Source organism: Streptomyces sp. A5-4 (assembly GCF_051131715.1).
Taxonomy (GTDB): Bacteria; Actinomycetota; Actinomycetes; order Streptomycetales; family Streptomycetaceae; genus Streptomyces.
Map to the genome: position 1 here is coordinate 2,710,007 of NZ_CP178591.1, position 26,789 is coordinate 2,736,795.

A 26,789-nucleotide genomic window follows, 5' to 3' on the forward strand; every position below is an offset into this window, starting at 1 on the left:
CTCTGCGAGTTGGACGGTTAGAGGGGAAGAAAGACGTGGACGCCGCCGGCAACGCGCTCGGCGTGGAATCCGCCGGTGAACAGCTCGTGGGATGCGCGCTCCCAGTCGATCTCGTTGAAGGGCCAGCGCGTCATGCGCTCTTTGTCCTCGGGGTCGCAGGTGTCGTCGGCCCACTCCTGGGCGAAGTGCGCTTCGCTCTGGTGAAATCCGCGGTACTGGTCCCTGAAGTGCTCGACCCAGTGGGTGCGCTCGGACTGCTCGCCGAACACCTCGACCCAGGTCGCGAAGGCGGCGGCCTCGTGCTCGGATAGCTCGGCCAGGGCCTCGGCGATCTCGGCCGCCTCATCCGGCGAGCACTCGCCGTCCAGCGCTCCGCAGAATCCCTCGTGGTCCATCACCCACAGCTCTTCGTGGCTCGTCGATCTGCCGTGCAGGTCGTCGGGGGTCACAAGGTCGGCAGTGTCGGCCTCGTACCAGTCGCCGACCAGGCGACCGGCGTTGTAGCAGGCGAGGCAGCCGATCCAGACGCGGGGCTGCACTCGGGTGGCGGTGATCATGTGTCCTCTTCCGTTTCGGGCTGACGCCGGTTGGCTCGTCAGGGGGTAGGACCCGCCTACCGCCGACCTCCTTTCGGAGGTTTCGCCTTTGCGCTGGGGGTTAGATCCGCTGCTTGCGGGTGCCGGGTGCCATCACGGCGGCGTACCGGGCTGCCGAGATGGTCTTCCAGGTGTCGTCGGCCGCCGGTCCGAACATCTCGGGGAAGGCGTTGGCCATGTGCCGCTCGGCTCGCTGAAGGAGACCGGGGATGTCTTCACGGTCGACGAGTGGGGCGCAGCCCAAGCAGGCGTGCCACCGGCCGTCGTCGTCGAAGATGATCGCTTCCCCTGCATCGTTGGCGAGGCCAACGACGGGACGGTCTTCCGGCAGGATGTAGAGCCATCGGGCTGTGCCGGCGAGGTTGCAGAAGTCGCAGTCCTTAGGCATGTGTTCCTCGGTTCCGTAGGGGTCAGAGAGTCAGGAGCTTGCGGAGCGTCGGGAACTTGGCGGACGGGTCGACCGGGCGGCGGAGCATGGTGTGCTTCGTCGAGTAGTCCTTGCCGCGCCCCTGGTTGCTGATGAAGCCGAAGCAGCGGTAGAAGGTGCGCAGGCGGGTGACGCTGCCTCCGAAGTCGGCGACGGGCGTGAGGGCGATCTGCACGTCGTGCCGGTCGCCCTCGGAAGCCAGGGCCCGCATGATCGCGGTGCCGACTCCCTTGTTGCGCTGGCTGCGGGTGACGACGAGGAAGTCCAGGGCGAGGCGCCCGGTCGTGCCGTCGTGGGATATGTGGATCTTGGCCGGGTAGTCGGCGAGTCGCTCGCGGAGAGCGCCGACCCAGGCGGGCTCGTGGCTCGGGGTGTGCTTGATCGACATGTGGCGTCCTTGTGCGATGGGGCCGCCCCCCTCCTCTCCCTGTGTGGACAGGGGCGGCCGGGAGAGGTCAGGCCCGAGCGAGGTCTGAGTTGCTCGTGACCTCTTGGACGGAGATCCCGTGGGGGTGCAGGACGCCGCAGTCGTCCTCGCCGCACTCGCACTCGTCGCGGAGGGTCTTGGCGTGCATCTCGGCGCAGCCCTGGGCGTACTGCCAGGCAGACCACAGCGAGGTGAAACGGGACTCGGCGTCACGCTCGTATCCCTCGCGCTGTGTCACGAGAACTCGGCCGGTTCCCTCTGCCTGGACCTCCCACAGGCCCACCAGGTCGCCGTTCTCGCGCCAGACCCGGACCTCATGGCTCGGCTCGCACTCGCCCTCGAAGGCGCAGCCGGAGCCGTCGCAGTAACTCGTGAAGCAGTGCCACGAGTTGGCCGGGTCGCAGTCCTCGTTCCGGCAGGCTTCGCACTCATGGGCGTTCATGATGTGCATTCCGCAGCACTCGCAGTCATGAGCGCCTCGGATGATCTCTTCGGACTCGTTTTCGAGAAGCTCCCACCCATCGGGCACGAACAGCTCGATGTCGTCCGGCTCCTCGGAGAGGTACTCCTGCACGTACGTGGTCTGTGTAGCTCCGGGGACGCCCTTGTATGGCTGCCCGATCACCAGCATCAGGTTGAACTTCGCGTCGCTCGGGGCGACAACCTTCGCACTCATGGGACCTCGCAATTCAGAGGATGGCTGACGGGCTGGCTCGTCAGGGGGGAGGCACCGAACCTCCCGCCGACACCCCCCACCGCACCCAGACCAGGGGGACGGTGGGACCGCAGGGCGTTTCGCCTTGATAGGGTCAATGTTTACACTTGGGCGTTGAGGTCGACCGCGATGAAGATGACCTCCAACTCCTCTTCCGTCTTGGGCTGGATGCCGTTCAGGCGGTCAATCTCGGCGGCCTGCTGGGCTATGACGCGGTTGGCCCGGTCGAGAGCGATGGCCAGGTCCTCGGCTCGACGGCCCAGGTTGTAGGCCATGGTCAGCAGGGGGAAGCGCTGGACCTCAGTCTTCGCAAGGCTGACCTGACGCTTCGGCCGTTCGATCGCAGCGATGCCCTCGACCGTGAGGAACACAGGGCCGGCACAGTAGGTGCACCTCTCCCCTGCATCCCGTGCGGTGACCTCCCGCTCGTAGAAGCTGAAGTCGACGCACTGGTAGCACCGGAAGTCGTCATCCGCCCGCTTGAGCCCTACGACCTTGCCGTACTGCCGATCGCGGTCGGAGAAGACGAACTCGCTCATGTGGCCTTACCTTTCGGAACCGGCTGGTTCAAAGTTTACACTAGCCGGAGAGTTTCGCCGACCCGTTTGGCTCGGCGTTGGTTCCAACTTTACACCATCCACCGTGTGGAGTTTCGCATTCGGCCTGGTCAGCGGTAGGCACTCCCATGTCCTACCGCCAGGACCCTTGGCCTGGCGATCCCCCGGACCGTGGTCCGTTCGATGTGGCTACATCTTAACACTATCCCCGGGCTGTTCCGCAACCCCGTTGTGAGCTGCGGTCTTGCCGGTTGTGCGTGTCGTTCCGTCCGTCCCGTTGCCGGTCCGTTCGGTGCGATGTGGCTACACCTTAACACATTGCCCAGGGTGCACCGCAACCGTGCCCCGCTGGGGAGGGCTGGAGTCCTTAGCCTCTTACGCGCGTGCGTACGCGCCCGCTGTGCGATGGATTGCCATGTGCGTACTGCTCTATGGCCTTACGTGGCGCTCTGTCTCTTGTCTGCATATCCGCTACTCACGTGCCCCTATGCGCTGTGATGCAGTTGATATCCACAACTGTGGATATCTGCCTGATGTGCGCCTAAGAGGATGCCATGTCCGCATTGACCAGTCATGGGCCGGGGGGTGGGGGTATGACCCATTCGGCGAGGCTTTCCCGGCCGCCACGTCTTAGCAGCTCGGATTCCGCCACGGTTCCAAGGTCGACGAGGCGGCCCCACGGCTGCCCCTGCGCCGCACATTTATGCAGGTCAGCGGCGGTGCGAAGGTCCTATAGCGAGTCCGTCTGCACTGCACGCGAATGAAGCCTTCTCATTCGGGTCATCGACCGAAGTGAGCCTGCCAGCGATGACGGGCACTGCGGCCCCATGTCTCCTCAGCGGCCCGCATCAGAGAGTCGATGACCTGCTGGTCCGTCACTCCGTAGAGCGCGCACATGTCTCGCACATCGCGGGGGTTGGCGGCGCGATGGCCGTTCTCCAGGTTGCTGATCTTGCTCTGGGACACCAACAGTCGATCTGCTGCTTGCGTGGTGGTCAGACCGCTCGCCTCTCGGAGCCGGCGGAGTTCGGCTCCCGGGTGCCGTCCACTGGCAGGGGTATCGGTGTTCGCCGCCACTGGTCGTGCGCCTCCGGCTCCCAGGGCTCTGCCGGATGGCAGCCTGCCGTGATCAGGTTCGCTGAAAGCATTCTGCATTGCTGCGCCGAGGCCACACGCAACCGCCTGCCGGATGTCACCTATCTGGCGCCTTCGTGTCCTCCCGAGGTGACCCGGCGGCCTTGCCGCTGGCCGTAAGGAGTCTTCGCGAAGGGGCGGCCTCCGGCCGCACAGCCGCTTGCCGTCTTCACGCTGTCCGCCCTTCGGGCGGCACTTCTCCTTCGCCGCTGCTCTATCGCCGTCGCCCTGCGGGCGCCGCCGAAGGTGTGACTGGAGTCACAAGGTTTCGTCTTTCCGGAATCAAGATCGACTAGCGACTTATAAGTGTAAGTACGTAAGTCGCGAGGCTTGCAAGACTTGAGCCCCTTCGGGGCTCGCCAGCATGAAGACGCCTTGCGTATTTGCGTATATGTGAATTGTAGTCTGGGCCCCGAAGGGGCCGACTAAAGGAAGACGCGTTCACGTAAGTACGGCTTTCGCGTAGGGGGTCCGCCTGAAGATCCTCGAACTGTGTGCCGGGTACGGCGGACTTGGAATGGCTGTCGCTCCCCTGGTAAGCGGGCGAATCGCGTACGTCGCGGAGAGTGCCCCAGGCCCGAGCGCAGTCCTCGCCGAAAGGCACCCGGACGCGCCGAACCTCGGTGACATCCGCGAGATCAACTGGACACAGCTCGTCGGCCTAGTCGACGTGATCACCGCAGGTTTCCCCTGCCAGGACATCTCGATTGCGGGGAACCGAGTTGGAATTCGAGGCACTCGCTCTGGAGTCTGGGTCAACGTCGTTGACGCGATTCGCGTCATTCGACCGAAGCTCGTCTTCCTGGAGAACGTCTCGAATCTCCGGACGCGCGGCCTCAACGTCGTCCTCGGTGACCTGGCCGAGATCGGGTACAGCGCGCGGTGGGTGTGCGTACGAGCTACCGCAGCTCAAGCCCCTCACCTCCGTGACCGGTGGTTCTGTATCGCGACCCCTGAAGACTCCGACCTCGAACCTGGGGTCTAACGGCGGCGCCCGGCCGCCTGCCGAACGCCGAGCTGGCGGCCACGGGCCGACCCTCGATGACGAGGTGTGCTACCTCCTCCCCTACTCGGAAGCGATCCGGGAAGGCCGGCAACCCGAGTCCGCGGTCGACGGTCCGCACTCCCCCGCCCACTGGTGGGGCGAGTACCTCCCCTCCATCCGGCAGTGGGAGAGCGTCACCGGACGAGCCGCTCCCCCGCCCACAGAGGTCGGGCGTAAGGGCGGGCCCCGCGTCACGGCCGAGTGGGTCGAGTGGCTCATGGGCCTCCCCCTCGGACACGTCACCGCGATCCCCGGCCTCACGCGCGGACAGCAGCTCCAGACCCTCGGGAACGGGGTCGTCCCCCAGCAGGCATCGACGGCGTTCGCCGCACTTCTCGACCTGGGGGCGTGATGCCGAACTGGGCTTCCTCAGACAGGCGTGAACGCCTGCCGGCCGACTGGCCGCGTATCCGACTCCGCGTGCTCCGGCGGGACGGTAACCGCTGCACTTCCCGTGATCAGTATGGGCAGCGGTGCGAGGAACTCGCCACCGACGTGGACCACATCGTGCCTGGTGATGACCATCGAGAGACCAACCTTCGAGCGCTCTGCGGGTTTCATCACCAGGCCAAGTCCTCACGCGAGGGTGCCCTCGCTCTTGCCGCGAAGCGGCGACGCAACGACCGCAAGTTCCGCAGGACGGAGGCTCACCCCGGCCTGATCGGTTAGGAGGTGAGCTATGCCCGGCCCTGTGCCGAACCGCGAGGATGACCTCGCCCGCCCGCGCGAGCGCAAGGGTGGAGACGTGCAGCCTGTGACGCGAGGCGTCGCCAGGCCCACGAAGATCCCGAACGCCGATCGCTCCTGGCACCCCATCGCGAAGCGCCTGTGGGACTCGCTCAAGTCGAGCGGCCAGGCCGACTTCTACCAGGACTCGGACTGGGCGCTCGCCTACTCCCTCTGCGAAGACCTCTCCTTCTACAAGAAGTCGGGGAAGAGGTCGGGCCAGATGCTCCAGACCATCTACAGCGCATTCGAGCGGCTGCTCGTCGCCGAGGGCGACCGGCGCCGCGTGCGTGTCGAGCTGCACGAGCCTGAGCCAGAACAGCAGTCCGCGGCCGTGCTCGCCATCGCTGACTACAAGAAGGACCTCGGACTCGCCGAGTGAGGTCAATGCCTACGCCAGGCGGACCGATCACCGAGGGGAGGTGAGTCCCATTTCAGCCCTTACAGCAGAAGAGATTGACGCCCTGGAGCCGAGCTTCCTCGGCCCCACATGGCAGCAGGCCCCGGACGGGTCCTGGTTGCTGCCCGAGCACACGCTCGGGTGGCAGGTCGCCGGATGGTGCGCGGAATATCTGCGCGCCGAGGACGGCGGGCCCTGGCGCTTCACTCGCGAGCAATTGCGCTGGACGCTTTGGTGGTACGCGGTCGACGAGAACGGTCGATTCGTTTACCGAAAAGGTGTTCTCCAGCGCCTCAAGGGCTGGGGTTGAATGGCAAGGACCCCCTCCTTGCCGTCATCAGCCTCGTTGAGTTCGTAGGACCGAGTCGCTTCTCGCATTGGGATGAGAACGGACAGCCGGTCGGAGTTCCACACCCGCAGGCATGGGTTCAGGTAGCGGCAGTTAGCCGCGATCAGACCCGCAACACCATGACTCTGATGCCGAGCCTCATGAGCGACAGGCTCATCGAGACGTACGGCATCAAGGCCGGTGCCGAACTGATGCGTGCGAACGGCGGCCGTCAGCGCCTTGAGGCGGTGACAAGTAGTTATCGCGCCCTGGAAGGGGCGCGGTCCTTAGCGGTCCACGTTCGTAGTTCTCAATGAGAGCCATCACTGGGTTCTCGGCAATTCGGGCGACAAGATGTACGCCACGATCGACGGCAACGCGACTAAACGCGACAGCCGCTATCTGGCAATCACCAATGCCTACCTGCCGGGCGAGGACTCTGTCGCGGAGAAGATGCGCGAGGCTTTCGAGAAGATCCTCGAAGGCCGCGCGGCTGACATCGGCTTCATGTACGACAGCATCGAGGCGCACCCGGCAACCCCCCTGACGCCCGAGGCAATTCGGATCGTCCTGCCGAAGATTCGCGGCGATGCCAGCTGGCTTCGCGTCGAGACGATCCTTCAGTCGATCCTCGACACGACGATCGCTCCGTCGCGCTCGCGGCGGATGTGGCTGAATCAGATCGTGGCCAGCGAGGACGCCCTGTTCTCCCCGGCCGACTGGGATGTCCTGCGGGACGACGACCGGCAGCTCCGTGCCGGCGACGAGATCACCATCGGGTTCGATGGCGGCCTCCGAGACGACGCCACAGCATTGGTGGCGCTCCGCGTGAGCGACATGTGCGCCTTCGTGCTGGGGCTGTGGGAGAAGCCGGACGGCCCGGCCGGGAAGGACTGGGAAGTCCCCCGAGCGCAGGTCGACTCTGCTGTTCACGAGGCGTTCGCCGCGTTCGAAGTGCAGGGCATGTACGCCGACGTGGCTCTCTGGGAGAGCTACATCAGCGAGTGGTCCGAGACGTACGGCGAGGGCCTGGCCGTGAAGGCGCCGGGCAAGGACGCGATCGGCTGGGACATGCGGTCGAGCCTGAAGGCTTCGACCATGGCGCACGAGCGGCTCGTTCGCTCGGTTCTGGACCGCAAGATCGTTCACGACGGGGACCGCAAGCTGCGCCGGCACGTGCTGAACGCGCGGCGGCGAAGCAACAACTTCGGCCTCTCCTTCGGCAAGGAGAGCCGCGAGTCCCCGAAGAAGGTCGACCTGTACGCGGCGCTCATGCTCGCGCACGAGGCCCTCATCGATCTCCGAGCCCGAGGCAAGCGGGTCCGCAAGCGGACCGGCCGGGGCTTCTTCCTGTAGCAGTGTAAACAATGACCCAAGGGTGGTGAGACCATGGCCGACCCCACGCCTGCCGCCCTTGCGGTGCAGCTCCTCGCCATCCTCAGCAGGGACAAGGACCGGCTGACCCGGATCGACGACTACCTTCACGGGCGGCACGACGATCCGTACATGCCGGCGATGGCGGACGACGAGTACCGGCTCCTCGCGAAGAGGGCCGTCTCGAACTGGACCCCGCTCCTGGTCAACACACCAGCGCAAGCCCTCTATGTGGACGGTTACCGCGCGGGTGACGACGAGGGCCAGGGCGCGGCGACGGACCTCGCTTCTCCGCAGTGGCGGCACTGGCAGCGGTCCCGCCTCGACGCACGGCAGTCGGCCGTCTACAAGGGTGCGCTGACGTACGGGCACGCCTTCACCCTGACTGAGCGCGTGAAGGGTCTCGTCCTCACGAAGGGCCTGAGTGCGCTCCGTACAGCGGCACTGTACGAGGACCCTGCGAACGATGACACCCCGCACTCCGCGGTGACCGTGACGGCCTGGCCCTCGGGTGACAAGCCCGGCCGGGCCCGCATGTGGGACAGCCACTTCGAGTACGGGGTCACGTTCAAGGCGCTGGACGACGAAGACGGCGTCCGTGTCGGCAACGGCAAGCGCCACGGCGCCTCGGAATGCCCGGTCACGAGATTCGCCGCGTCGGTCGACCTCGAAGGCCGAACGGTCGGTGTGGTCGAGCCGATGATCCCGCTGCAAAACCGGATCAATCAAACCGTGTTCGATCTCCTCGTCGCCCAGACCTACGCCTCGGTGAAGGTCAGGACGGCTACGGGCATGGCTCCGCCAGTCCAGCGTGACCTGGAGACGGGCGAGATCGTCTACGACGCCCAGGGCAACGCGATCCCCCTGCCGATCAACCACAACGCGAAGCGATTCTTGTTCGCGGAGGACCCGGACGTTCGCTTCGGAAGCCTCGACGAAACCCCCCTGTCGGGGTTCATCGAGAGCATCGACATGAGCATCCGGCACCTCAGTGCGTGCGCGCAGGTACCCCCTCATCATTTGCTGGGTCAGATAGCCAACCTTTCGGCCGAGGCCCTTCAGGCCGCCGAGACCGCTCTGAGCCGCAAGATCCAGGAGTTCAGGACCCTGTTCGGCGAAGCGTGGGAGAGGGTGTTCAGGCTGGCAGCCGAACTCGAAGAGCTGCCGGCGGCTGACGACTTCACGGGCGAAGTCCTGTGGCGTGACATGGAGCAGCGCTCCCTTGCGCAGGCCGCTGACGCGCTGGGCAAGCTGCGCGAGCAGCTCGGCATCCCGGCGAAGGGGTTGTGGAAGCGTGTCCCGCAGGTCACTCAGACCGAGCTGGACGAGTGGGACGAGCTTGCCGAGGAGGAAGACTCCGTCGGTCAGCTCGCTTCCGCGCTGACGCGGGCAACCGCTGAACCGGTCGCCGCGGAATCGCTTCCGGCGGCAGCGTGACGCGCACGAAGAGGCAGGCCGAGACGGACGAGGTCTCGGCTGCCTTCCATGTTGCGCTGACCCAGGTCGGAGCGAAGACCACAGCTGAGGCGATGGCCCTGTGGGCGGATGTTCCGATCGACAGGCGAGCGGCTACGGCGGGCTCCTGGCTGCGCCGGGCCATCACGCTCGTCATGGGGCGGCGACGCCAGTCGCGTGATCTCGCACGGGCCTACTACAGGCTCGCGCGGGCGCTCCAGACCGGGAAGACAACGGCTGACCCCTATCACCCGGAGCCCACCTACGTGACGCTGGCCGACCTTCGGCGGGAGTTCGCGGAACTGGCGGCCTCCTACCGCCCGCCGGCTGAACCGGTGGGTGAGGCCGCGACCGTCGAGAACGGGAAAGCCTCGCCCGCTCCGGTCGTCGAGGAAGACCGCGAGGACGAGCCGGGCCAGGCGCCCAGCAACGATCCCGGTCCCGACAGCGACGACCAGGAGGACGAGCCCGACTGGGACCGCATTCTCGTCGAGGAGCTGGAAGGGCTCCGCGAGGAAGAGGAGCGGATCGAGCGCGAGGCCGAGGCCGAGCTTCGGATCGTGCTTGAGGCCCTCGGCCCCGCGAACCTCGACCGTCGTCTAACCGTCGAGGACGCCGACCCCGACGACGCCCACCGCCAGGCGGGTTCCCAGCAGGCCGCAGCCGCAGCCCGTGTCGCAATGAACGGCGGCCGGTCATCGAACTGGGCGCACATGTCTCGCGACCGGCGGGCCCTCGGCTATGTACGCCTGTCGCGGACGGGAACCCCGTGCGGCTGGTGCGCCATGTTGATCAGCCGAGGCCCGGTCTACAAGAGCCGCGAGTCCGCGACGTTCAACGACGGCGACCGCTACCACGACAACTGCAACTGCTACGCGATGCCGGTCTGGAACCGGGATCAGTACCAGTCGAGCGAGCTGACCGCCCTGTCGCGGCAGTACGAGGCCCTGTGGCCACAGGTCACGAAGGGCCACACCGGCAAGGACGCGATCACCGTCTGGCGCCGGTTCATCCGCAAGCAGCACAGAGCCGCAGCCCAGGAGGCGCGGCCCCCCACTGACACGACCCCGGAGGCGTGAAGTGCCCGAAGAGAAGCCCGAGGCCACGGCCGAGAATCCGCCCGCCCCGCCTGCTGGCGAGGTAGCCCCGCCCGGTGAGAAGCCGGACGACAAGGGCGGTGCCGGCGGCGAGCCCACGAGCGAGGAAGAGGCGCTGCCCGACTGGGCACGCAAGGAGCTGGCCAAGGTCCGAGGCGAGGCCGCTGGCTACCGCACGCGACTGCGGGACGCCGAGACGAAGCTGTCCGGCGCCAAGAGCCCGGAGGATTTCGAGGCCGCCCTTGCTGACGTGAAGGCCAAGAACGCCGAGCTGGAGCACTCGCTCGTCGTCGCCACGGTGGCCAGGAAGTTCGACCTGCCCGAGGCTCTGGCGGGACGGCTGCGCGGTACGACTCCCGAGGAGCTGGAAGCCGACGCCAAGGCCCTTCAGTCGCTTCTCACCCCTGTGCCTCCGCCTGCCCTCGGTGGCGGGCTGGACCCGTCCGACGAGGACGACGGAGAGATGGACCCGCGCAAGCTCGCGCGGCGCACCAGGCGCTTCTAGCGCCCCCGATGACCCCCCTTACTCAACCCCCGCGCTGACCAGCCGGGGGTTTTTTCATGCCCCCCGGAGGTAGCACCCTTGCCCACCGCACAGCACCAGGTAGTCAAGCCCCAGAAGCTCGTGAACGCGGCTGTCGGAATGCTGGAGCAGGAGCTTCTCATTCCCAACCTGTTCACCAAGCAGGGCGTCGACCAGTTCAAGGGCGCCGAGAACGACACCATTTCCATGAAGGTCGAAGGCATCCTGCCGTTCCACGACTACGCGTGGCGTAACGACCGCTCCAACCCGATCGTCTTCGACGAGTACGCGGAGCGGACCCTCGCTGTGACCTTCGGCGGAAACGTTTACTCGGCCGTCAAGCTGACCGATGAGCAGAACGACTTCGACATCGACAACTGGTCGAAGCTCCTGCGCCCGCAGTCCAAGGCCATCGCTCGCGGTCTTCAGCGCCGGGCGGTCAACATGCTGACCAGCCAGGCGTACAACGTCACCATCGGCAACGCCGGTCAGGCCCTTCGCGGCGCCCTCATCGAGGCCCGCCGCGTGCTCAACGCCTTCCACGCCCCGAAGGAAGGCCGCTACCTCCTGGTCGGTACCGAGTTCGAGTCGGCTCTCCTGAGCGACGAGAAGCTGAACTTGGCGCAGAACGTCGGTGACTCCGAGGCCGAGACCGCGCTCCGTACCGCCTCAATCGGCCAGCGCTTCGGCTTCAACATCGTCGTCGACCAGACCATCCCGGCAGACGCGGCCTACGCCTTCACTTCGTCCGGCTTCATCTTCCTCTCCGGTGCCCCCTCTGTGCCGCAGTCGGTTCCGTACGGCGCGACCACCTCCTTCGAGTCGATCGCCCTGCGGTGGGTCCGCGACTACGACCCGCTCTACATGCAGGACCGCTCCGTCGTGAACACCTACGCCGGTTTCCGGAGCGTCCCTGACGTGCTGGTGGGCTGGGACAAGGTCAACGAGAAGGAGATCGTCTCCACTCAGGAGCACTTCGTGCGCGGCATCAGGCTCACGCTCGACGGCAAGTCCGATTACCCGGCTGCCGCGTCCGAGCTGGCCGTGATCACCGGCGTCTCCGACGCGAAGGTGTGGACCCCGACCGGCATGAAGGCAGAGACCGACCCGGCCAACGCCTGATGAGACGGCAGGCCGCGTTACCTGGAACAACCAGGGAGCGCGGCCTGCCGGCCTTTCGGAAAGGAGGTCGAGCGATGGCCTACGCCACTCTCGACGAGCTGAAGGGCCGTCTCGACTGGGAGCCGGACGCGGACGAGCTGCGCATCGCGGAAGGGGCGCTGGAAGACGCCTCCGACCTTGCGGCCACCTATGGCCGCGACTGGCCCGAGGCCACCCCGCCCCGCCTCGTCCGAACGCTGGTCCTGAAGGCCGCGGCGAGGTACCTGCGCAACCCGAACGGCTACACGCAGAGCCGGGCCGGGGACGAGACGCTCGCCTGGTCAGACGCCCATGGCCGGGACGCGGGCAGCGTCTACTTCACGCGTGAGGAGATCCGGCTCCTGGAGGAGCTTGCCGGCCGCAAGCGCGGCATCACCAGCGTGGTCGTCTCCGCTTGGGGCACGAAGCCGCAGCGGGCAGACACCAGCGGGCTCGTACCCGTCGACTACTCCCCCGCCTCGCCCTTCCCCCTGTTCGGGAACGAGGGCCCCTGGTGAGCGTGCAACGGAGACGAGGCCAGACCGCGCGCGTGTGGCGGACAACCGAGACCGTCGACCGGCGCGGCAACACGGTCATCGCCGTGGACGAGAGCAACCCCGTCACCGTCAAGGCCGCCTTCATCCCCCAGCGCAGCGGCAAGGCCGAGGTTCCCGGCCAGCAGCAGATCAACGTCACTCGCATGATCGTGGACGCCCATGTCGAGGGCGTCACCCTGTGGTCCCGCGTCGAGTACCAGGGCCGCATGTGGGACATCGCGACGCCGCCCGCCTACCACCACGGTTCCCGCCGGACCCGTCACTGGAGCATCGACATACGGGAGCGGCCCTGATGGCGAAGATCGAAGACAAGGTGGGCCGACTCAAGCTGGAGAGGTACATCGCCACCCTGCCCGGCGTGCAGGACGCGCTCGACGAGGCGCGGTTCGAGATCGCTGCGCGGGCCGAGGCTCTGCTTCTCCAGCACCGCCAGGAAGGCCACGCCACCATCGACGTGGTGGACGGCGATGTCGACAAGTACGTGGTTCTCGACGACGAGCGAGGCAAGAAGGCCGCCCTGTCGATCGAGTACGGCCGTGCTGAGCAGTTCATCGTTCGCAAGGACAAGAACGGTCAGACCTACCTGGACATCATCCCGGCGGCTGACGGCCTGTTCATCCTGGCCCGCGCCGCGAACCTCCCCAAGAAGCGGAAGGGGAAGGTGCACCTCGACTGATGGCAGGACTCCCCGACCACATCAAGGCCATGGCAGAGCTGTCACCGGTTGAGGATCTCCTTCTCGCCGTACTTCGCGAGGGCCTCCCCGGAGTCCGGGTGAAGTCGCTGGTTGACCTTCACGAAGAGTTCCCTCTCGTCCTGGTCCGCCGCGACCCGACGTGGGGTGAATGGCAGGGCGACACCCGCTTCACAGATGCGGCCCGCGTCGTCATCAACTGCTTCGTGCCGGACCCCAATGGCGACGAAGACGCCGCGATCCTCTCCGAGGCCGTGCGCGTCGTCCTGCGGAATGCCTGGCTGAATCAAAAGGTCTATCCCCGCCGGGGCCACATCATCCGCGTGGATCTGAATTCCGCGCCGAGACGAGCGACCGACTGGGCGACGGCTACCGGCCCGGTCCAGTACGCCGACCTCCCTACGGGCGTATGGCGTTACGAGTCGATCTACGACGTGCAGATCCGCAAGCCGCGGACTCGCCCTTACACCCCCTGACAGTTCCCAACACGCAAGGCCCGGACCCCATTCGCGGGGTGCCGGGCCTTTTGCGTGCGCGAGTAAGGATTCAGCCTCTTGGCGATCAATGACCTGGCCACCCTCGTCGTAGGCAGTGGCAACTACCTGACGGCCCCTGTCGGCACGACCATGCCGGCGGACCTTCTGACGCCACTCAGTCCGTGGCAGAACGTCGGTCACACCTCCCTCGAAGACATCTTCGGAATCACTTCCGAGGGTGGCGAGGCGACCACAATCGGAAGCCTTCAGAACAAGTCTCTCCGCACGAAGTACAGCGCCCGAACCGAAACCATGACTTTCACTTTGCAGCAGTTTGATACTGCTGGCCTGAAGCTCTACTTCGGTTCCAACGCTCCGATTCTGCCCGACGGTTCCGTTGGTGTCCCGACCAACCCCGAGCCGACTCAGTCCGCATTCCTCGCGGTATTCGTGGACGGCGACAATCATTTCGCTTTCTACGCTCCTCGCGCGGAAGTCTACCGGGCTGACGACATGGCGATCTCGGACACAGAGTCTCTCGCCGGACTGCCGATCGGCGTCAAGCCCATGGTCCACGGAAACAACACCTGGACGTACGCGATCACGCCCCTGGGCGGGGTTCTGGCGACCGGCGCGACTGCTGGATCTCCGGGCTCCTTCACTCCGGAAGGCGCTGTCGTCCCGGCCAACCTGGCCGCGCTGGCCGGCGTGATCGCGACCCCGACCACGAAGTGGACCACGGGTCAGCACGTGAACCTCGGCGACGGCTCGAAGGCGTACTGGAACACCACGGTCTGGGCCGCCGGCACCGCCACCTGATCCCCCCAACTCCCGGCGCGGGCGCATTGCGGACCCGCCCGCGCCGGGCTTCTCACTCTCGGTCCGCTCCCTTTTCCCACTTTCTTTCCGGAGGTCCGCAACCCCATGGCTTCTTTCTCTCTTGACGACATCCGTGCCGCCGCGGAGCGCAAGTACGGCAGCACTGATATTCAGGTCGGCGACGACACGGTACGGCTCCTCAACCCGCTGCGCCTGCCCAAGGCCCGGCGCGATGTGCTGATGTCCCTTCAGGAGCAGATGGGCAAGGAGGAATCCGACCAGGCTGAGCTTCTGTCGGAGGCCATTCTTACCATCGCCGCGTCCGAGAAGGCAGCACAGAACCTCCTTAACGAGGTGGACGGCGACCTCGCGATCCTCGCGGAAATCTTCGGCCACTACGGCGAGAGCACTCAGGTGGGGGAAGCCTCGGCCTCGCAGGGCTGATCGACGAGTACGGAGAGGGCCTTTACCCGGATCTGCTTTTCCACTTCGGAATTGACCTGTCCGAGGTGATCGCAGGCCGGGGCCCTTCTCCCGCTCTCGTCCTTCTGCTCGTGCAGAGGCTTCCCGATACCTGCCTTACCGTCGCCCTCGCGTCTGGCGGCCGTGAGCATTTCGGCTGGGGTCAGGACCGGCATTTGTCGGCCGACCTCTTCGACTCAATTAATCAAAACACCCGCGCCACCGGCCAGTGGGGCAAGGGCAAGGCCCCAAAAATCCCGCAGTACCCGAGACCGCAGGCGAAGAAGGCCGAGAAGAAGAAGGCCAAGAAGCCGCGCTCCGTCGCGGAGATTTACAAGCACTTCCAGCGGAGGTAAGCCGGTGTCGGATGTTCAGATTGTCGGCCGCGTTGCGGTCAAGGTCATGCCGGATACGTCCGGCTTCAAAGAAGACCTGAAGAAGAAGCTCGAAAAGATCGAGAACGATCTCGCGATCACCATTCGCACAAAGGCTGATGCGACCGGTGCCCGCAAGGATGTCCTCGAAGCCGTACGGGCCATCAACGCCGACAACAAGAAGACCGACACCCGCAAGATCCGCTTCTACACGAAGCTCGACCTGGCCGGGATGTCCGGCGAGGTGACGAGGGCGGTACGCGAGTACCAGTCCCGCGCGAACCAGCACCGGATCACCTTCTCCGCCACCGGCCGCCAGGTCGTACAGGAAGCCCGCAGGACCCAGCGCCAGGCGCAGGCCGAGCTGTCCGATCTGCGCCTCGGCGTGAACCTCGACAACCAGGGCTCCGTTCTGGCGGCTATCGGGCGGGTTAAGGCCGCGCTCGTGGCGATCGGTGAGACGGACATCGAGATCGACCTCAACGAGGGGTCGCTGAACGCGGCGATCGACTTGTTCGAGGAGCGCCTCGACGAGATCGGGCACGTCAAGCTCCAGGTCGACCAGGAGAGCGAGTCCTCGGTCAAGGCCGCTGTCGCAGCCATCGAGCGCGAGTTGCAGCGCCTCGCCGAAACCGAGCTGAAGGTCAAGCTCGACCGCGACTCCCTGGAAGAGGCGAAGGGGAACCTCGTCGCGGAGTCCCGCGCGGCAGCTCTTCAGGCTGCCGGCGAAATCCAAGACCAGCTCGACGCCATCCAGATCCGACCGAAGCTCGACGAGCAGAAGGTCGCGCAGGTGAAGCGTCAGCTCGAAGCGGCCTTCGAGCAGATGCGGACCCTGCGGTCACAGGTCACGCCCGAGCTGGACGCCCTTGCCGCGCAGAAGGCCAAGCGGGACATCGACGACCTTCAGGACCGCATCGACGGCCTCAAGGCCGAGATCGAGCCGGAGCTGTCGCGTACCGGCGTCATGGCCACCATCGCGCACATGGCGGTCCTCACTCGGAACCGCTTCGTAGACCTGATCCCGCGCGTCAAGTTGTCGGCTGCGGCCACCGCTGCGGCGATGCTGCAAGCTCTCTCCGGTGCCCGCGTCCTCGGCGACGTGTTCGAGCGCCTGGGCAACATGGTCCGGAACTTGGACAAGTCGGCGCCGATCATCGGCACCCTGGCGACGGCGATAGCGGGCCTCGCGGGCTGGGGCATCACCGCGGCTTCCAACCTCTTCACGATGTCGGCGAGCCTGGCTCAGATCGGCGCAACTTCCCTTGCCCTGCCGGGAATTCTCGGCGGCATGGCGATCGGCATAGCCGCCACCGTCGCCGCCTTCAAGGATTTCAACAAGGTCTTGCCGCAGGTCAAGGGGCAGCTCTCGCAGCTCCAGAATCTGATCAGCGAGAACTTCTGGAAGCACGCGAAGACCCCGATCCGGGAACTGATAGACACGCTCCTGCCCGAGCTGACGGCAGGGTTCGGGAAGACCTCCACGCAGCTCGGCCAGTTCTTCGGCGGCTTCGCCGACTCGCTTAAGTCGTCCTTGGCCCCGGCCCTGGGCGGCATGTTCGACGACCTCTCCAAGTCGATCGACATCGCCACCACTGGCACGGGCGCCTTCGCCAACATCATCAAGGTTCTAGGCGAGGTCGGCGCGGGCTACCTCCCCCAGCTCGCGCAGTGGTTCGTGGATGTCTCCACGAAGGCGTCTAACTGGCTGAACCAGAAGGGCGAGTCCGGGCTCCGCGAGGAGATCGACGCGGGCATACAGGCGCTCAAAGACCTCGGCGGAATCCTGATGGAGACGGGCGGCATCTTCGCCGGCATCTCCCGGGCGGCCACCGAAGCTGGCGGCTCCACCCTCGGCATGATCCGCCAGACCCTCGCCGGGGTTCACGAGGCGATCGACAGCAGTGGCGTGCAGGCGAAGATGGTCGGCCTGTTCACCGCAGCCCACGAGGCCATGTCCAACATGGCGGCGCAGGGCGGCGGCGAGGTGAAAGCTTTCTTCGGGCAGTTCGTCGGCCTGCTGACGGAAATCCTCCCGCAGGTCGGCACGATCCTCGGCACGGCCATGGGCGCCATAGCCGCCGGGCTTAACCAGCCGGAAGTTTTCGCCGGTGTCTACGCGCTTTTCGATGGAATTCAGGTCGCGGTAAACGCCTTGGCTCCCGCCATGGCCCCCCTCGGCCAGGCTTTTGGCGTAATTCTTACCCTGGTCGGCTCCTTCCTGGCGATGCTGGGTCCTCTGGTCGCTGCCGTTCTGACGCCACTTTCGCAGGCTTTCACAATGCTGGCCCCTGCGATCGAGCCTCTGATCGGACTGCTCGGCGAAGGCTTGATGGGAATCGTCGCTGCGCTCGCTCCGCTCATAATGACGGTAGTCGAAGCCTGCGTTCCACTTATCGAGGCGCTCGTCGCCGGGCTAGCCCCGATTATCCCGCTGATCTCAGCAGCACTCGCCGTAATGTCTGCCGCACTTCAGCCTGTGATCGAAATTCTGATGCAGATTTTGACGGCTGCGATTCTGCCACTTATTCCCGTAGTGCAGTCGCTCGCCGCCGAATATCTGCCTCTGATTTCGGAAGCCTTCTCGGCTGTCATGGAAGCTATCCAGCCGTTCCTTAATGCTCTGCTTCAGGTCGTGAATTTCCTGATGCCGATCTTGGCGCCAGCGATCGAGTTTATAGCTGGGCTCCTTCTCGGCTCCCTGGTTGCGGCGATCAACGGCGTCGCCGACGTGTTCACCGGCCTCTGGAACGTCTTCAAGGGCGTCTGGGACATGATCGTCGGCTACTTCAAGGTGATCATCGGCGTCTTCGTCGGCTCACTCACGGGCGACTGGAGCATGTTCGACAAGGGCTTGCAGCAAGTCTGGAACGGAATCAAGTCGTTCCTGTCCGGCCTGTGGGATGTCATCAAGGGCCTATTCATGATCTTCCTGAACATCGGAATTCTCGGTGTCGGAAAGAAGATCCTGATGGGTGTAAAGACCCTCTGGGACAACATCTGGAACGGGCTCAAGACTTCCGCTACTGGGCTCTGGAGTTCCATCCGGGCGAACTTCTCATCCTTCATGGCCGCCTTGAAGGAGACACCCGGAGCAGCCCTCCGCTCGATTCAAAAGTTCTTCTCAGACACGTGGATGAACATTAAGTCTGCGGCGGTTGAGGCGTGGGAAGCAGTTAAGCGGATCTTCTCTCAGAAGATCGCCGACTGCGTTCGGGTCGTCAGTGAGCTGCCGCAGAACGTGAAGCAGATATTCGGTGATGCAAAGTCTCTCCTGATGGACGCGGGCCGGAAAATCATCACTGGTCTGATTGACGGACTCAAGAGCATGATCGGCTCCGTCAGGAGCACGCTTGGTGACCTTACGAGCAAGATCAAGGACTGGAAGGGTCCGGCTCCGAAGGACGCCGTACTCCTTTACGACGCGGGTCGGCTCATCATCCAGGGCCTGATCAAGGGCCTGGAGTCTCAGTACGACAAGGTGAAGCAGTCCCTCAACGACCTGACTGCGAAGATCCCGGCGAATGCGTCAAAGGGCCTGAAGGACCGTATTAGCCGGGACCGGACGGCGCTCTTGAAGCTGGCCGCGCAGTGGGAGGCCGGGTCTAAGCGGCTCGAAGCAGCGCAGGCCAAGCTCGACAAGCTCCGCGAGGAGGCGAGCCGCTATGCGCAGTCGATCGCGGACAAGGTCATCAGCACGGGCGATGTTACGAAGATCGATGACGCTTCGTTCACCGGGATCTCGTCGGGACTGAAGAACGCGGTCGAGCAGGCGAAGAAGTTCGCCGATGTGCTCAAGAGGTTGAAGACCCTGGGCCTCAACGCCGAGAGCTTCGACCAGATCGCTACGGCTGGTCCCGAGGCCGGGCTTGCTGCGGCCGAGGCCATTGCCAACGCGGGCGCGTCCGGTGTCGCTGAGATCAACGCCTTGCAGAAGGAGTTGGAGAAGTACGCCGGCAAGGCCGGGTCCACCGCGTCGCACTACATGTACGACGCCGGGGTCAAGGCAGCCGAGGGCCTGGTCAAGGGCCTTGAGGCGCAGCAAGGCGCGATCGAGAAGGCGATGCTCCGCATCGCTGACGCGATGGTCAAGGCGATCAAGCAGGCCCTGGACATCCACTCACCCTCGCGCCTGTTCCGGAAGCTCGGCTCGTTCGTCGGCAAGGGCTTCGGCCTGGGCGTCCAGGATGAGCGGGGGCGCGTCGAACGCGCCACCAACGCGCTCGCTTCGAGCGCGACCTCGGGGGCGTCTCGCGAGGTCACGGCCGCTGTCTCTGGCGGCCTGGCGGCGGCCGAGTCCGGCCGGTCCGTGACGAAGGTCTTGAACTACTACGCGGGCTCGGCCAGCGGCTCCCTCTCGTCCGAGGAGGAGCTGTTCTCGGCTGCCTCGCGGGCAAGGATGGTCGGCTGGTGAAGCTCGAACTGGCTTCGGCCGCAGACAGGCTGGACCTGGATGGGTTCGAGAAGAACGGGCTGGGGTTCCAGGCCCTCGCCGGGATAACCGGCCTGGGCCTGCCCCAGCTCTCCGTTCAGTGGCTTGAAGGCGCGGGGGACGGCGCCGCCTATCGTGGGCGGCGCGTCCTCCCCCGTGACATCGACATCCCCCTCGACATCGTGGGGCGGGACAGGGTGCACCTCGCCGAGCTGGTGAACCGCCTCGCGCGGGTACTCGCCGCGGATTGCACCCTGACCTACATCGACGCCGAAGGCGCACGCTGGTCCACCCCCGTCCAGTGGACCGGCGGAGGCGATATCGACCCCGGCTCAGGCGAACGGGACGTGCAGACCGTCATCACGCTCCGGGCCCCCTCCCCCTACTTCCTGGCGGAGGCGGCGCAGACGGTCTCGATCGGCGGGGCCACGGCCGCCCCGTTCCTTTCGTCGATGTCGTCGATGCCCCTCGCATCGTCACAGGCGATCGGCGACGTGCAGCTCTCCAACGAAGGCGACGTGCCGGCGTTCCCCGTCTGGGAGGTGACCGGACCGGGCGACAACTTCAAGGCAATCAGCCCCACGGGCGAAGTTCTGCACTGGACGGGAACGATCGTCGCCGGCAAGAAGCTGATCATCGACATGGGCACCGGCATCGTTCTTGACGACGTGACTGGAGCGAACTGGTACCGGTACCTCGCACCCGCTCCTAGCTTCTGGTCTGTGCCGCCGGGCACCTCGACGGTTACGGCCTCTCTCCTGAACACCACCTCCGCCTCGCGGATCGTGTGCTCCTGGCGTCCCCGAAAGTGGGTGGTGATCTAGTGCGTCAAGAGGATCTCCTCGTCGAGGTGCGCGACAAGACCCTGACGCGCGTCGGCGCAATCCCCGCCGACCTTCTGACCATGGACGCGGAAGACGTACACAACAACGTCGGCACGTGGAAGCTCAGCATCAACTCGGAGCACCCCCTTGCCGCCGTCCTCGCGACGCCCGGCGCCGGCATCATCGTCACCGGCCCCAGCGACGTTCTGTTCTCGGGGCCGGTGACAAAGACGGAGAGCGCTGCCACGGCAACGGACCCGCTCGGCACGCTGAAGGTCGAGGGCGTAGACGACACGATCATCCTGTCGGACATGCTGGCCTGGCCCGATCCCTCCAACGGGAATGCGGCCAGCCAGAACTTCGCCTACGACGAGCGCAGCGGTCCGGCCGAGTCCCTCATGCATGCCTACGTGTCCGCGAACTGCGGGCCGTCGGCCCCCGCCAGCCGGCGCCGTGCCCGTCTCATCATGGGCACGAACGGCGCACGGGGTGCGACTGTCGCCAAGGCGGCTCGCTTCCAGCAGCTCGGCGAGCTGTGCAAGGAGCTCGCCGAGTCTGCCAACCTCGGCTTCCGCGTGGTGCAGCGCGGTGCGGATCTCGTCTTCGAGACGTACGCGGTGCAGGACCGTACAAAGGAGGCCCGGCTCGGCGTCGTGAACAACACGCTCGCCGGTCAGCGAGTCTCGGTGTCGACTCCGCAGAAGACCCGGGTCATCGTCGGTGGTGACGGCGACGGGTCGAACCGGCTGTTCGTTCCTGTCGACAACGCAGACTCGATTGCCTCCGAGTCGGACTGGGGTCGCAGGATTGAGACGTTCATCGACGAGCGCTCTTCCACGGACACTGCCGAGCTGACGCAGAAGGGCACCGAAGCCCTTGCCGATGGCGGCATGACGGTCACCGCGGCTCAGGCCGTACCGATGGAGGACAGCGCACTCGACTTCGGGCGTGACTGGTTCCTCGGCGACAGGGTGTCCGTCATCGTGGGCACGTCGGAGATGACTGCCGTAGTCACGGGCACGGTCCTGAAAGTCGACTCGGACGGCTACCGCCTTGGCGCGACGCTGGGCGATCCGACCCCGCTCAACCCTGCGATGGCAGAGGCGAAAGCGGCGAAGGAACTGGAGTCTCGCGTCTCCTCGCTTGAACGGACGGCAGAAGCCAGTCCTGCCGGGGCTCGGGAACTGCCGGCAGGCACGCTTACTCAGGCCAGCGTCCCGGACGACTACCCCGAGCGCGCAACCGTCATGTACCTCACGGCAGCGGACGCCACCGCAGGTGGCTGGGACTTCGGCGGCAAGTACGGCTTCGTCACCACCAGACGCCAGGCGAACGGGGACGCCTACCAGACGTGGAGCCGCGTGCACGCCGCCGCGACAACGCACGAAGAGTGGGTGCGCGGCGGCAACCGGTCATCGGGCTGGAGTGCTTGGAGGCAGGTCGGCTTCGATAATCAGCTGGTGCCGGCGGACTACACCTCGGCCTCCTTGCCTACCGCGTATCCCTTCGGTGTGTCGACCCTCACCATGAACGAGACGCAGGCGGCGACTGGCGGATGGGCCTTCGGCTCGGGCGGCAAGTACGGCGTCCTGCGCACCGTTCATCCCGTGGGTTCCACGTTCGCGCACCAGACGTGGCTTCGGCTGAGCCCCACGGTCACGGAGGAGTGGACCCGCTCGGGCAACGACGCGGCGGGCTGGACGACGTGGCGCACCTCGGCGCACAACGAGAAGGCCGCGAAGGGCGTCGTCTCCATCCAGAACCTCACGAGCACGGCCTACGTTGGCGACACGGCCGCAGTTGTCTACACACAGCAGTTCACCGCTGAAGCGGGCCGGTGCTACAAGGTCGCGGTCAGGATCGCAGCCGTCGACACGGACGGCACGGGCGACAACGCCAGCGCGAACATCCGCTACGCAAAGCAGGGCGCGTACACCTGCGTTCGCTGGGCCGCCGGAACCACGGTCACGACGGCGAGCACTCTCGCGGCTGACGTGTTCAGCACGACCTACGACGACGACTCGAACACCGCGAGCGGCCTCGACTTCACCTGCTACATCAACAACCCACCGGCCGGACCTGTCACGGTCGGCGTCACGCTCAACACCCGCAGGGCCGCAGCAACGTACGGCATGGTCCGCTACCTGCCGGGCTCCCTGTCGACGCTCGTCGTCGAGGATGCGGGCGCGGCACTCTAAGGAGCCTCCCCCTTTGGCAATCACCTCCTACCCCTTCGACGGCCAGGCCGTCACGGAGACCCAGTTCTCCCAGATGTTCCGCGAGTTCCAGGACTCAGGTGTCGTCACCTCTCTCGGCGCGTCTGGATTCTCCGTGAGCGCCTCGACCGGCATGACGCTCACCGTAGGGTCCGGCCTCGCCTTCGTGCGGGGGCACATGGTGCAGTCGACGGCCACAGAGAACGTGACCATCGCAGCGGCCAGCACTCAGGTCCGCGTCGACCGCGTTGTCCTGAAGCTGGACCCGGCAACCAACTCGATCACCCTCGCCGTGAAGGCCGGCACCGCGGGCTCGACCACTCCCCCGGCCCTGACGCAGACGGACACCGGGATCTACGAGATGGCCCTCGCCTCGGTGACGGTCGCGGCGAGCGTCACCTCGATCACGTCCGGGGACATCACCGCGAGCCGCCCCTTTGTGGGACACCGCGTCGGCGCCTGGATCACCGCCACCCGCCCCACGTCCCCGCGACTGGGACAGCTCGGCTACAACAACTCCACGGACTCGTGGGAATACTGGACCGGCTCCGCCTGGGCACCCCTGCTGTCGTCCGTGGACTGGGCCAACCTGTCTGGCAAGCCGACCACGTTCACGCCGTCCACCCACACGCACACCTGGTCCCAGATCAGCGACCGGCCATCGACCATGACCCCGACTGCGCACACGCACGACTGGAGCCAGGTCACGGGCAAGCCGACGAGTTTTGCCCCGAGCGCACACGGCCACGCATGGTCGCAGCTGACGGGTATCCCCTCGACCTTCGCCCCGAGTTCTCACTCGCACTCCTGGGACAGCATCACCTCGAAGCCGTCGACCTTCACGCCGAGTTCCCACTCCCACTCCGGCTACCTGGGGTCCGGGGACACAATCCACCGCTCCAACGGCTCGGACCGCCCACACTCCTACACCGCTACAGGCTCCACCTGGTACGCGGTGTGGGTCGACGGCAACCACAACTTCTGCCGCAACACCAGCGCACGGCGCTACAAGGAGAACATCCGGGACATCGACATCGACCCCGATGCAGTTCTGTCCCTGCGCCCCCGCGTCTACGACCGCAAGCCCACCGTGAACGACGAGGGCGAGACGGTCGAGGGACGTCGGGACGAGTTCGGCCTGATCGCCGAAGAGGTCGACGAGACGCTTCCCGAGATCGTCATCCGCGACGAGGAGGGACAGATCGACAGCGTGCGCTACGACCTGATCGGGGTCGCGCTTCTGTCGGTCGTGCAAGACCAGGCCGAGCGTATCGAGCGTCTGGAGCAGCTCGTCAGGGACATGTCCCGATGAATTTTGACCCGGCCGTTCAGGTGGCAATCGTCTCAGCCGGCGGCATGGTCACCGCAGCTCTTGTCGGCGTCTTGGTCGAGCTGGTGCGACGCCAGGGGACAGCCATTGCGGAGGTGCGTGAGCACGCGCAGGAAGCCCGCGATCAGGTCTCCAACACGCACAGTACGAACCTGCGAGACGACCTGGACAAGGTGATCGCGGGACTCGATCGCGTCCTTGAAGGACAGGTCCGGCACAGCCGGGACATCCGCGATCTGCGCGGCGATCTGTCCCATGAGCGCACCGAACGTCTCGCCGTGTCGGAGCGCCTCGACACCCACATCTCGACCTCTGCCCCCACCCCGTAAGACGACCCATACCCCGAGGCCCTGTCCCCACCGGACGGGGCCTTTCGCATGTCCCGAAGGAGGACCACCCTTGAGCACTCAGGCTCAGAAGATCCTCGGCATCGCACGTGCCGAGAAGGGCTACCAGGAGGGCCGGAAGTCCGGCCACTGGAACAACGACCAGAAGTACAGCAACGAGACCCCCGGCCTGGAGTGGAGCGACTTCCAGGCATGGTGCGCGACCTTCGTCTCCTGGTGCGCGCTGAAGGCCGGGCTCGCCGCCCTCTACCCGCGCACCGCGTCGTGCCTGACCGGCGTGAGCTGGTTCAAGCAGCGCAAGCAGTTCTCTGCCTATCCGGCGGTCGGTGCGCAGGTGTTCTTCGGCAAGAACGGCGGGACGCACACCGGCCTCGTCTACGACTACGACGACACGTACGTCTACACGATCGAGGGCAACACCAACGCCAGCGGTTCGCCCGAGGGCGACGGCGTGTACGAGAAGAAGCACCGCCGCACGGACGCCTACGTGTACGGGTACGGCTACCCGGCCTTCGCCGAGGGGATCAAGTCGGCCGACCCGGCATGGAAGGACAAGGCTCCGAAGCCGCAGCCGCCGGCACCGCAGCCCGCCTCGCAGATCGTCGCGCTGAACCCGGCCGTGAAGCCCGGCGCCAAGCACGCCCAGGTGCGTGACCTTCAGCAGCTCCTCATCAAGGCCGGTTACGGCCCGATCAACGGGGCCGTGACCAGCCTCTACGGGCCTGAGACCCAGCGGGCAGTGGCCCGCTTCCACGACCGAAACCCCGCCTACCGCAGCGGTCTGCACGACCCGCGGATCGGGCCGAAGGGCTTCGTCGCACTTCAGAAGCAGGCGGGCCGCCGATGAGCAAGATGCTTATGCCCGGCTCGAAGCCGCCCAGCCTCCTGTCCCTGCTGCCCGTCCGCTACCGCTCGCGGGCCGGGGCGTTCCTGGCCGCGCTCGGCGTGATCGTGAGCGTCTGCGCCATCGTCTACGCCGACAAGCCGGAAGTGGCCGTCATCGTCCAGATCGCAACCGCCCTCGGCCTGGTCGAGTCTCCGGACTCGGACGCCACTGAGTGAAGCATGCCCCCCTGCTAGTCCTCACGGGCTGGCAGGGGGGCGCTTTCGTCGTCTCAGGACTCGTCGGCCTTTCCGGCCTTCATTGCCTCGATCTCATCCATCGTCATGACGGGGGTCTTGGACCGGCGCCCCGAAGTCCGGGCGGGCTTGTCCTTCTCGGCCGCCTTCCTTGCCTGCGGCTTCCTTGTCGGCGCCGCCTGCTGTTCGGGCACCTCGGCTGTCACGTTCTCGGCCGCCGCACGGATCGCCGCCTCCGCGCGTTCGAGAGGAGCCAGCTCCGGAGGCCCCTGCGCGGCGAGGTCGTCACCGAAAAGGGCCCTCAGCGGTGCCGCGTCTTCCTCACACAGGTCACGCTCGCGGGGGGCAGAGCCCGCAAGGGCGAGGGTGTACCGGGTCGTAGGGCGGTCCTTGCTCTTGCACTGGTCGCATATGCGCACGCTGATCGTTAGTTCCATATCTCCGCTGCCCCCTCGCACTGCGTGACTCTCTATGTAGAGATTGTCCCTCACGAGGAGGCAGCGGGTCGAAGTTGTCACATAGAGGGGGACTCAAGCCTCTGGAGGTAGCGGCTGCCGGTACGCCGGTCACGGCCCATGAGCTTCGCCAGGTTCGGGCCGTTGACCTCCTGGCCCTTGGCCGCCAGGGCCTTAACGGCGTCCCTGATCTCGTCGAGGCTGGCAGTCGGACGGCCGGGACGCCGCCGCGCGCGAGCCTTGGCAACCTCGTCGACCGGGGGCTCCCCGCCGTCGAGGGTCGGCTGAACCGGCTTGGCTTCCTGGTCCTGGTGCTCGTCATCGGCCTGGTCCTCGACGACCCCCGCCACTCCCGCCGGCACCGGCTTAGCAGCACGGATGACCATGTGGGCAACGTGCCCGGCGACAACCGCAGGGACGGCGGAGACGGCGGCGACCAGCTCCTTCGAGGAGGTCATGTACCCCGCCGAAATCCAGTGGGCGACGACCTGCCCGGCAAGGGTCATACCGAGGGCCCCCACGGCACCCGCTATCGCCGACCCTCGGCCCTTCTCCCCCTTGGCCCGGCTCTCGGTGAACCAGACCGCGACGACGGCGTACACGGACATGCAGACCGGCATACCGGCGGCGACCCACTTGTTCCAGCCTGCGGTGCGGGCGAGCTGGTACTCGCCGGGGGCAGACATGGCCAGGGCGACGGCGAGGACGAGGCCGCCCACGACGTAGGCGTACCGGGGCATACGGGCAGACGAAGACATGGCTGTGCCTTTCAGAGGCAG

At 66.0% G+C, this 26,789-nt stretch carries 32 protein-coding genes; 24 read left to right on the forward strand and 8 right to left on the reverse strand.

Translation table 11 applies throughout. The features are described 5' to 3' along the window. Positions 1 to 17: 17 nt before the first annotated feature. The 6 genes from ACLLJJ_RS12410 to ACLLJJ_RS12435 form a co-directional block, all read right to left on the reverse strand. A complete protein-coding gene (locus ACLLJJ_RS12410; RefSeq protein WP_269288114.1) occupies positions 18 to 557 on the reverse strand; it encodes an antirestriction protein ArdA in 540 nt (179 codons plus the stop codon). 100 nt (positions 558 to 657) lie between these two features. Beyond that, positions 658 to 984: a hypothetical protein gene (locus tag ACLLJJ_RS12415; RefSeq protein ID WP_434589968.1), complete on the reverse strand. Its 327-nt coding sequence runs from the start codon at positions 982 to 984 to the stop codon at positions 658 to 660. A 22-nt stretch (positions 985 to 1,006) separates the two neighbouring features. Continuing rightward, positions 1,007 to 1,411, reverse strand: coding sequence for a GNAT family N-acetyltransferase (locus ACLLJJ_RS12420; protein ID WP_434589971.1), 405 nt, complete (start codon positions 1,409 to 1,411; stop codon positions 1,007 to 1,009). Between the two features lie 67 nt (positions 1,412 to 1,478). After that, positions 1,479 to 2,126, reverse strand: a complete 648-nt coding sequence (locus ACLLJJ_RS12425) for a hypothetical protein (protein ID WP_269288108.1) — start codon at positions 2,124 to 2,126, stop codon at positions 1,479 to 1,481. A gap of 140 nt (positions 2,127 to 2,266) precedes the next feature. Next, positions 2,267 to 2,704, reverse strand: coding sequence for a hypothetical protein (locus tag ACLLJJ_RS12430; protein ID WP_269288106.1), 438 nt, complete (start codon positions 2,702 to 2,704; stop codon positions 2,267 to 2,269). A gap of 798 nt (positions 2,705 to 3,502) precedes the next feature. Beyond that, entirely contained in the window at positions 3,503 to 3,877 is a 375-nt protein-coding gene (locus ACLLJJ_RS12435; protein WP_331284318.1) for a helix-turn-helix domain-containing protein, read from the reverse strand. A gap of 496 nt (positions 3,878 to 4,373) precedes the next feature. Between ACLLJJ_RS12435 and ACLLJJ_RS12440 the strand changes: the two genes are divergently transcribed. The 24 genes from ACLLJJ_RS12440 (at position 4,374) to ACLLJJ_RS12555 (ending at position 25,537) form a co-directional block, all read left to right on the forward strand. Continuing rightward, entirely contained in the window at positions 4,374 to 4,841 is a 468-nt protein-coding gene (locus tag ACLLJJ_RS12440) for a DNA cytosine methyltransferase (protein WP_269288104.1), read from the forward strand. Between the two features lie 64 nt (positions 4,842 to 4,905). After that, a complete protein-coding gene (locus ACLLJJ_RS12445; protein WP_269288102.1) occupies positions 4,906 to 5,253 on the forward strand; it encodes a DNA (cytosine-5-)-methyltransferase in 348 nt (115 codons plus the stop codon). 327 nt (positions 5,254 to 5,580) lie between these two features. Further along, positions 5,581 to 6,009 (forward strand): hypothetical protein, encoded by a 429-nt coding sequence (locus ACLLJJ_RS12450; RefSeq protein ID WP_269288100.1) that lies wholly within the window; start codon positions 5,581 to 5,583, stop codon positions 6,007 to 6,009. A 40-nt stretch (positions 6,010 to 6,049) separates the two neighbouring features. Continuing rightward, the gene (locus ACLLJJ_RS12455) at positions 6,050 to 6,337 is read left to right on the forward strand and encodes a hypothetical protein (protein ID WP_269288098.1); all 288 of its coding nucleotides are present in this window, start codon (positions 6,050 to 6,052) and stop codon (positions 6,335 to 6,337) included. Between the two features lie 179 nt (positions 6,338 to 6,516). After that, positions 6,517 to 6,672 (forward strand): hypothetical protein, encoded by a 156-nt coding sequence (locus tag ACLLJJ_RS12460; RefSeq protein WP_434589977.1) that lies wholly within the window; start codon positions 6,517 to 6,519, stop codon positions 6,670 to 6,672. A gap of 37 nt (positions 6,673 to 6,709) precedes the next feature. Beyond that, complete coding sequence (locus ACLLJJ_RS12465) at positions 6,710 to 7,711, forward strand: terminase (RefSeq protein ID WP_434589980.1); 1,002 nt, start codon at positions 6,710 to 6,712, stop codon at positions 7,709 to 7,711. A 33-nt stretch (positions 7,712 to 7,744) separates the two neighbouring features. Next, the gene (locus ACLLJJ_RS12470; RefSeq protein WP_434589983.1) at positions 7,745 to 9,166 is read left to right on the forward strand and encodes a phage portal protein; all 1,422 of its coding nucleotides are present in this window, start codon (positions 7,745 to 7,747) and stop codon (positions 9,164 to 9,166) included. Then, positions 9,163 to 10,263, forward strand: coding sequence for a hypothetical protein (locus ACLLJJ_RS12475; RefSeq protein ID WP_269288093.1), 1,101 nt, complete (start codon positions 9,163 to 9,165; stop codon positions 10,261 to 10,263). Before ACLLJJ_RS12470 ends, ACLLJJ_RS12475 begins: the two co-directional genes overlap by 4 nt. Before the next feature lies 1 nt (position 10,264). Further along, positions 10,265 to 10,786: a hypothetical protein gene (locus ACLLJJ_RS12480; RefSeq protein WP_269288091.1), complete on the forward strand. Its 522-nt coding sequence runs from the start codon at positions 10,265 to 10,267 to the stop codon at positions 10,784 to 10,786. 78 nt (positions 10,787 to 10,864) lie between these two features. Continuing rightward, positions 10,865 to 11,926 (forward strand): hypothetical protein, encoded by a 1,062-nt coding sequence (locus tag ACLLJJ_RS12485; protein ID WP_251065183.1) that lies wholly within the window; start codon positions 10,865 to 10,867, stop codon positions 11,924 to 11,926. A gap of 74 nt (positions 11,927 to 12,000) precedes the next feature. Next, positions 12,001 to 12,462, forward strand: a complete 462-nt coding sequence (locus tag ACLLJJ_RS12490) for a hypothetical protein (protein WP_215147538.1) — start codon at positions 12,001 to 12,003, stop codon at positions 12,460 to 12,462. Positions 12,463 to 12,494: 32 nt separating this feature from the next. Further along, the gene (locus ACLLJJ_RS12495; protein ID WP_269288086.1) at positions 12,495 to 12,794 is read left to right on the forward strand and encodes a phage head-tail adapter protein; all 300 of its coding nucleotides are present in this window, start codon (positions 12,495 to 12,497) and stop codon (positions 12,792 to 12,794) included. Beyond that, complete coding sequence (locus ACLLJJ_RS12500) at positions 12,794 to 13,177, forward strand: DUF5403 family protein (RefSeq protein ID WP_269288084.1); 384 nt, start codon at positions 12,794 to 12,796, stop codon at positions 13,175 to 13,177. Before ACLLJJ_RS12495 ends, ACLLJJ_RS12500 begins: the two co-directional genes overlap by 1 nt. Further along, complete coding sequence (locus ACLLJJ_RS12505) at positions 13,177 to 13,671, forward strand: hypothetical protein (RefSeq protein WP_215147542.1); 495 nt, start codon at positions 13,177 to 13,179, stop codon at positions 13,669 to 13,671. The genes ACLLJJ_RS12500 and ACLLJJ_RS12505 overlap by 1 nt, the downstream gene beginning before the upstream one ends. 78 nt (positions 13,672 to 13,749) lie before the next feature. Continuing rightward, entirely contained in the window at positions 13,750 to 14,490 is a 741-nt protein-coding gene (locus tag ACLLJJ_RS12510) for a hypothetical protein (protein WP_215147544.1), read from the forward strand. A gap of 105 nt (positions 14,491 to 14,595) precedes the next feature. After that, positions 14,596 to 14,934, forward strand: a complete 339-nt coding sequence (locus tag ACLLJJ_RS12515; protein ID WP_215147546.1) for a phage tail assembly protein — start codon at positions 14,596 to 14,598, stop codon at positions 14,932 to 14,934. Between the two features lie 194 nt (positions 14,935 to 15,128). Continuing rightward, positions 15,129 to 15,308, forward strand: coding sequence for a hypothetical protein (locus tag ACLLJJ_RS12520; protein WP_434589990.1), 180 nt, complete (start codon positions 15,129 to 15,131; stop codon positions 15,306 to 15,308). A gap of 4 nt (positions 15,309 to 15,312) precedes the next feature. After that, entirely contained in the window at positions 15,313 to 19,740 is a 4,428-nt protein-coding gene (locus ACLLJJ_RS12525; RefSeq protein ID WP_434589993.1) for a hypothetical protein, read from the forward strand. Next, on the forward strand, positions 19,737 to 20,582 hold the full coding sequence (locus ACLLJJ_RS12530; RefSeq protein WP_269288077.1) for a phage tail domain-containing protein: 846 nt from the start codon (positions 19,737 to 19,739) through the stop codon (positions 20,580 to 20,582). The genes ACLLJJ_RS12525 and ACLLJJ_RS12530 overlap by 4 nt, the downstream gene beginning before the upstream one ends. After that, the gene (locus ACLLJJ_RS12535; RefSeq protein WP_434589995.1) at positions 20,582 to 22,780 is read left to right on the forward strand and encodes a siphovirus ReqiPepy6 Gp37-like family protein; all 2,199 of its coding nucleotides are present in this window, start codon (positions 20,582 to 20,584) and stop codon (positions 22,778 to 22,780) included. The genes ACLLJJ_RS12530 and ACLLJJ_RS12535 overlap by 1 nt, the downstream gene beginning before the upstream one ends. Positions 22,781 to 22,793: 13 nt before the next feature. Next, positions 22,794 to 24,110, forward strand: coding sequence for a tail fiber domain-containing protein (locus ACLLJJ_RS12540; RefSeq protein WP_269288073.1), 1,317 nt, complete (start codon positions 22,794 to 22,796; stop codon positions 24,108 to 24,110). Next, positions 24,107 to 24,457 carry a DUF2746 domain-containing protein gene (locus ACLLJJ_RS12545; RefSeq protein WP_269288070.1) on the forward strand — a complete coding sequence of 117 codons (351 nt, stop codon included), beginning with the start codon at positions 24,107 to 24,109 and terminating at the stop codon, positions 24,455 to 24,457. Before ACLLJJ_RS12540 ends, ACLLJJ_RS12545 begins: the two co-directional genes overlap by 4 nt. 70 nt (positions 24,458 to 24,527) lie before the next feature. Next, positions 24,528 to 25,322, forward strand: a complete 795-nt coding sequence (locus ACLLJJ_RS12550; protein ID WP_269288068.1) for a CHAP domain-containing protein — start codon at positions 24,528 to 24,530, stop codon at positions 25,320 to 25,322. After that, entirely contained in the window at positions 25,319 to 25,537 is a 219-nt protein-coding gene (locus ACLLJJ_RS12555; protein WP_215147556.1) for a DUF7439 family protein, read from the forward strand. The genes ACLLJJ_RS12550 and ACLLJJ_RS12555 overlap by 4 nt, the downstream gene beginning before the upstream one ends. 53 nt (positions 25,538 to 25,590) lie before the next feature. Here ACLLJJ_RS12555 and ACLLJJ_RS12560 read toward each other — a convergent pair whose 3' ends face one another. Both ACLLJJ_RS12560 and ACLLJJ_RS12565 read right to left on the reverse strand, forming a co-directional pair. Continuing rightward, a complete protein-coding gene (locus ACLLJJ_RS12560) occupies positions 25,591 to 25,992 on the reverse strand; it encodes a hypothetical protein (protein WP_269288064.1) in 402 nt (133 codons plus the stop codon). Positions 25,993 to 26,069: 77 nt separating this feature from the next. Then, on the reverse strand, positions 26,070 to 26,768 hold the full coding sequence (locus ACLLJJ_RS12565; RefSeq protein ID WP_269288063.1) for a hypothetical protein: 699 nt from the start codon (positions 26,766 to 26,768) through the stop codon (positions 26,070 to 26,072). Positions 26,769 to 26,789 lie beyond the last annotated feature (21 nt).